The following is a 798-nucleotide window of genomic DNA, read 5'->3' on the forward strand; positions in this document are numbered from 1 at the left end:
GCGGCGGCGGCCGCTGCGGCACCGGCGGGCGGGACAGCGGTCGCGGCGGCGGTCCCCGGGGCGGACGCCGTGCTCGTCGCCCCGACGGTCGCGGCGACGGCAGCAGCTCCCGAGGAGGCGGTGGTGGGTGCCGACGCGCCGAGGGCCGAGCCGGCGACGGACGGGTCGGCCGATCCGGTGCGTGCCGGGTCGAGGTCGGAGACAGGCCCGGAGACCATCGACGAGACGGCCGATCCCGTACGTGCCGGATCGCGGCTCTCGGCCGAGGTGCCTGAGGAGGTCGACGCTCCGGTACGGACCGGATCGGCGAACGCGGAAGGACGCAGGGACACGGTGCCGAGGGCAGGAGCCGCCGCGGGGGCGGTCCCCGCGGCGTCCGTCGTCCCGGTGGACCCGGCCGAGGCGGAGGCGACGACGGCGCTGTTGCTGACGACGGCGCCGGCGAGGGCGACGGGCAGACCGGGCGTCGTGACGCCGGATGCCGTTCCGTCCGACACGGCGGGCCCGCCGTCGGTCGTCGACAGGGGCTCGGCGTCTCCGCTCGCGGTTCCGGGCTCGGTGGCACCGGCTAGTCCGGCGGTCGACGCCGAGGTCACCCCGACGAGTGACCGGCGCCAGGGTGCGACGGACGCGGGGTCGAGCGACGACGTCGCCACGGATTCGTCCGAGTCCGAGGTCGAGCCGTCCGGGGCGCCCGGGGCGTTCCGGTCGACGGCGCGGGCGTCACGGTCCGCGCCGCGGGCGTCGCGCCGGTCGGCGGCCCGCGTCGAGGCGTGCTCGTCGCGTTGCCGGTGACGT

General features: G+C 78.3%; 1 pseudogene. It reads right to left on the reverse strand.

The window, feature by feature from the left end:
- Nucleotides 1–798: pseudogene (locus tag SZ60_RS17615) on the reverse strand (hypothetical protein); the annotation flags it as partial.

Source organism: Frigoribacterium sp. MEB024, assembly GCF_000878135.1.
GTDB lineage: Bacteria > Actinomycetota > Actinomycetes > Actinomycetales > Microbacteriaceae > Frigoribacterium.